This window comes from uncultured Chryseobacterium sp. (genome assembly GCF_913776365.1).
Taxonomy (GTDB): domain Bacteria; phylum Bacteroidota; class Bacteroidia; order Flavobacteriales; family Weeksellaceae; genus Chryseobacterium.
The window spans coordinates 1-5264 of record NZ_CAJYMO010000306.1; the positions used below are offsets into that span (position 1 = coordinate 1).

Annotated in this window: 6 protein-coding genes; all 6 read left to right on the forward strand. The window is 44.2% G+C overall.

Going from position 1 to position 5264, the window contains the following annotated elements; genetic code table 11:
• On the forward strand, window positions 1-741 hold a 741-nt coding region (locus tag QZ735_RS15855), incomplete at its 5' end, for an electron transfer flavoprotein subunit beta/FixA family protein (RefSeq protein WP_294250344.1).
• A gap of 75 nt (window positions 742-816) precedes the next feature.
• Complete coding sequence (locus QZ735_RS15860; protein WP_294250347.1) at window positions 817-1764, forward strand: electron transfer flavoprotein subunit alpha/FixB family protein; 948 nt, start codon at window positions 817-819, stop codon at window positions 1762-1764.
• A 210-nt stretch (window positions 1765-1974) separates the two neighbouring features.
• A complete protein-coding gene (locus QZ735_RS15865; protein ID WP_294250349.1) occupies window positions 1975-2574 on the forward strand; it encodes a bifunctional nuclease family protein in 600 nt (199 codons plus the stop codon).
• Between the two features lie 21 nt (window positions 2575-2595).
• Window positions 2596-3978, forward strand: coding sequence for a nucleoside permease (locus tag QZ735_RS15870; protein ID WP_294250351.1), 1383 nt, complete (start codon window positions 2596-2598; stop codon window positions 3976-3978).
• A 133-nt stretch (window positions 3979-4111) separates the two neighbouring features.
• Complete coding sequence (locus QZ735_RS15875; protein ID WP_294250355.1) at window positions 4112-4657, forward strand: sigma-70 family RNA polymerase sigma factor; 546 nt, start codon at window positions 4112-4114, stop codon at window positions 4655-4657.
• A partial coding sequence (locus tag QZ735_RS15880) for a hypothetical protein (RefSeq protein WP_294250358.1) occupies window positions 4635-5264 on the forward strand: 630 nt, incomplete at its 3' end. The genes QZ735_RS15875 and QZ735_RS15880, both read left to right, overlap by 23 nt.

A 5264-nucleotide genomic window follows, 5' to 3' on the forward strand; every position in this document is an offset into this window, starting at 1 on the left:
AAAATATTAGTTTGTATCAGTAGTGTACCTGATACTACTTCCAAAATTAACTTTACAGCAGATAAATCTGCTTTCGACAAAAACGGGATTCAGTGGGTCATCAATCCGCTCGATGAATTTGCACTTACCAAAGCCATCAAGCTGCAGGAGTCGGGGGCTACGGTAACGGTAATCAATGTAGGAGAGGCTGTTACAGAGCCTGTAATCAGGAAAGCACTGGCAATAGGAGCAAACGACGCGATCAGAGTAAATCTGGATCCTAAGGACAGCTATTCTGCTGCCAAGGAAATTGCTGCCGTAGCACAGAATGCAGGATATGACCTGATTCTTTGCGGTAAGGAATCCCTCGACTATAACGGTGGTTCCGTTCCGGGAATGCTCGCCCAGCTTCTGAACCAGCCTTTTGTGAATGCCTCTGTAGGATTGGAGGTCAACGGAAATGAAGCAACGGCAGTAAGAGAAATTGAAGGCGGAAAAGAAACGATCTCCGTAAAATTACCTGCTGTCATCGCAGGACAGAAAGGCCTTGTGGATGAAAAGGATCTTATTATCCCGAATATGAGAGGAATTATGTCGGCCAGAACAAAGCCTTTGCAGGTGGTGGAGCCGTCTTCCTCAGAAGTTAAGGTTCAGGGAGTATCTTATGACAGCGTACCTCCCAGGGCTTCCGTAAAGATGGTTTCCCCGGATAACCTGGACGAATTGGTAAGATTACTTCACGAAGAAGCAAAAGTTATTTAATTATTCTAAATTCGACATTTAAAATTCAGAAAAACCAACCTTGAATTTTGAACTTTAAATCTTAAATATAAAATCATGGCAGTATTCGTATACGCAGAAAATATAAACGGAGTTTACAAAAAAGCAGCTTTTGAAGCGGTTTCCTATGCCAAAGCGGTAGCAGACCAGGCAGGAGATACGGTAACGGCAGTTTCTGTAAACCCAACGGACTCCTCAGATTTGTTGTACAAATATGGAGCATCCAAGGTTATCAACATCAAAGATGAAGGGCTGAAGAGCTTTTCAGCTAAAGCTTACGCGCAGGCGGTGAAAGAAGTGGCAGACGGGAACATCATCGTTTTCCCGCATACAACGGATGCTTCTTCGGTAGCGCCGATGCTGGCAGTAATGAACGGGTATTCCCTGATCACCAATGTGCTGGAAGCACCGGAAAGCCTGTCACCGGTTCAGGTAAAAAGAAGGGCTTTCTCCGGGAAGGGCTTTATGACCGCTAAAGCAGAAGGAACGGGAGTAATTATCACCGTTTCCCAGAATGCTTTCGGTGTCAAAGAAAATGCAGTTTCCGGTTCCGAAGAAGTAAAGGAACTTTCCGTTGCCAATGAAGATACGAAAGTAATTTCCCATGAACAGAGTTCCGGAAAACTGGATCTTAAAGAGGCGGAAATCGTAGTCTCTGCAGGAAGAGGGATGAAAGGTCCTGAGAACTGGGGAATGATTGAAGATCTTGCCCAGGTGCTGGGCGCAGCGACTGCCTGTTCAAAGCCGGTGTCCGATATAGGATGGAGGCCTCATACGGAACACGTTGGGCAGACCGGTAAAGCCATTGCCCCTAATCTTTACATTGCAGTTGGGATTTCAGGAGCCATACAGCATCTTGCCGGTGTGAATTCCTCAAAAACCATTGTAGTGATCAACAGTGATCCTGAATCGCCTTTCTATAAATCAGCCGATTACGGGGTTGTAGGAGATGCTTTCCAGATCGTACCTGCCTTGACGGAGAAAATCAAAGCCCTGAAAGCATAGGAAAAGTCAATGGGGATTGGTCAGTTTGCTCCGCCTGTCAGTTTTAATAATTGTTTTAAATTCAAAATTCACTTGCAAAGCAAAATTGACTTATGAAATAAAATTCACCATGTACCGATCATCACCATTCAATCATAAAAGCCCTTTCCGGGCTTTTATTTTTGCCTAAAAAGTTGAAAGAAAAATGAAAATTAATCTATATTTGTAGCCATGGATTATAAACAGCTAATTATTCGCGGAATATCGTACAGCCAGACCCAATCCGGGGCGTACGCTTTGTTATTGGAACATGAAGAAACACATATAAAATTACCTGTTGTCATAGGAAATTTCGAGGCACAATCCATTTCTCTTGGTCTGGAGAAAGACATTCATCCGCCCCGTCCTCTTACGCATGACCTTTTTGCTAAATTTATTGTTTCTGCGCAGTATGAGATGGTTTCCGTTATCATTTATCAGATTGTTGACGGTGTATTTTTCTCCAATATCAATTTCAGAAGCAGGCAGACCGGGGAGGATCTTATTCTGGATGCCAGAACTTCCGATGCAGTTGCCATGGCTGTCCGGTTTGATGCGCCCATTTTCACTACTCAGCAGGTGCTGAATGAAGCAGGAATTCTCCTGGAACTGGAAGATGCTGCCAGGGAAGAGGAAACGTTCTCCGAAACGGTACAGACTGAAGATAACCTGAGATCCGTTTCTATGGAAGAGCTGCAGAAGCTGCTGGAGGAAGCGGTAAAAGAAGAGGATTTCGATACGGCACTTGAGATTCAGGAAGAAATCAAAAGGAGGAAAAAGAAAATCGATTAAAGAGCATAGCTACCATTCATTATGAATTTAAAATTACGACTTACCGTTCTCAGTTTCCTTCAGTTTTTCGTTTGGGGGGCATGGCTGATTACCATTGCTAACTTCTGGTTCGGGACAAAACACTGGGATGGCGCGCAGTTCGGGGCTGTTTTCGGGACGATGGGAATTGCTTCGATTTTTATGCCCACGATTACCGGGATTATCGCCGACCGTTGGGTGAATGCTGAAAGAATTTTTTCCGTATTGCACATCCTTTATGGAATTGTGCTCTTCATCCTGCCGCACTCTGCAGATCCGGATTCTGTGTTCTATATCATGCTTCTGGCCATGTGCTTCTACATGCCAACCATCGCACTGGCCAATTCCATTTCCTATACCATCCTTAAAAACAGTGAACTGGACGTGGTGAAAGATTTCCCGCCGATCAGGGTTTGGGGAACCATCGGGTTTATTGTTGCAATGTGGATTACCAATCTTACCGGAAATAAAGCAAGCGAAGGCCAGTTTTATATTGCCGGTGCAGTAGCTGTTTTCCTCGGGATTTATGCTCTGACCTTACCAAAATGCCCGCCGCAGAAACTGATTGACAAAAATGCACCGCTCGCCGAGCAGCTGGGACTGAATGCCTTTAAGCTGTTCAAAGACTATAAAACAGCTCTTTTCCTGTTATTTTCGATGCTCTTGGGAGCAGCCCTTCAGCTGACGAATGCTTACGGAGATGTTTTCTTAAGTGAATTCGAGCATTTCCCCAAATATGCAGACTCATTCGTGGTACAACGTTCTACCATCATTATGTCGATCTCCCAGGTTTCTGAGACGCTGTTCATTCTGGCAATTCCTTTCTTTCTTAAAAGATTCGGTATTAAAAAAGTAATGCTGATGTCCATGATCGCCTGGGTGCTGAGGTTCGGTTTTTTCGCATACGGTGTGCCTGAAGGGTTCGGCCTGGGGCTGATCATCCTCTCATGCATCGTTTATGGGATGGCATTCGACTTTTTCAATATTTCTGGATCACTGTTCGTGGAAACCACAACCGATAAAAAAATACGTTCTTCAGCACAGGGCCTGTTTATGATGATGACCAACGGATTCGGAGCGGTATTCGGAAGCTACGCTGCGGGATGGGCGATCGATAAATTTTTCACGCATCAATTTACCACCGTTTCATCACTGTCTGCTTATCTGGAAACCACTCCCGATAACGCTACCTTCCTGGAAATTCTCCGGAAAAGTTTCAATGCTGCAGTAAATCCTGACGGAACCTTGTCATCAGCCGTCATGGTGAAAGACTGGCACAATATCTGGCTTTCATTTGCCGTTTACGCACTTATCCTTGCCGTCCTTTTTGCGGTGCTGTTCAGGCATAAACACAATCCGGCAGTCCTCTCTGATGTAAAGCATTGATCAGTTATATGTTTTAACAATTGATCTATCATTATTTTAAAATATTATATTGCACTTTGGAAAAAAGTGCAATTTTTTTGTTTCGGGGGCAACCTTTTTAAAAAAATTCCGTCTTATCATCAGATACTGATACATGAAGAACCTTGAAGAGCATTTTAAACAGGCAAAAAAGCAGGACCGGAAGGGGCAGAAAGCTCTTTTCGACCTCCTTTCGCCGAAGATGCTGGCCGTAGCGAATTCTTACGTAAACAACATACAGGATGCGGAAGACATTCTAATGCATTCTTTCTTTACCTGTTTCTCAAAGATCAATGACTGCAGGGATTGGAAAAGTTTTCCGTTCTGGCTGAGAAAAATAGTCGTAAACAATTCCATTACTTTTATCCGTAGGAACAAAAATATCCTGTATACGGACAAAGAGATGGACGAAATAGGTAATGCGGAGGAAGTATGGGAACAAGAGATCCCGGAGATTGATATGGAAGAAATCTTTTCAGAAATGCCGGATGGTTACAGGCTGGTATTTAACCTGTATGTATTCGAAGATAAAAAGCACCAGGAAATTGCGGATATACTTAACATTTCCGAAGGTACCAGCAAAAGCCAGCTGAATAAGGCAAAAAAATGGATCACCGCATTCCTAAAACAAAAAAAAAATGAAAAACAGTACGCTGAATAAATGGAAGTCCGCTTATGAAAAGCGTGAAGTAAGGCCTTCCGGAGACCTTTGGAGTCAGCTGGAAGAAAAACTGGACGGGCAGCCTGAGCGATCTCAGAAACAGTTCCTGAAATGGTGTTCCTATGCGGCAGCCTTATTCCTGATATTTTCTGTTGGGTCATTAATCTACCTGAATAGTGCCGGCTCAGTTCAGAACAAAGCGGATGCGCTTGCGGTAACAAAGATTCACAAGGACACGGCAAATCAGGCAAGAATCAGTTTGCCGGATCAGAGAAGCCCGCAGGAAAATACTGAAACGGCTAAAGAACCGCATCTTGTACTAACTGTTCAGAAAAGCAGTAGGATGGATGATATTGTTCCTGGAATACCTATAGCGGTAATGGATGCTGACCGGCAACCAGATAACCATGGAAAGGAAGCAGAGCAAGCTGAGGTTCTGAATACTATAGCCCAGCAACAGTCTCTGCCACTGCCAACCACCGGTAATCCGCTGATCGCAGAGGGTAAAAAACAGGATCCCGGCTATATTCATGCCGATGAGCTGCTGCTGGGAAGGGAGATCGACAGGTTGAATGAAACCAGGGACCTTGACGAAAGAAAATTCGGG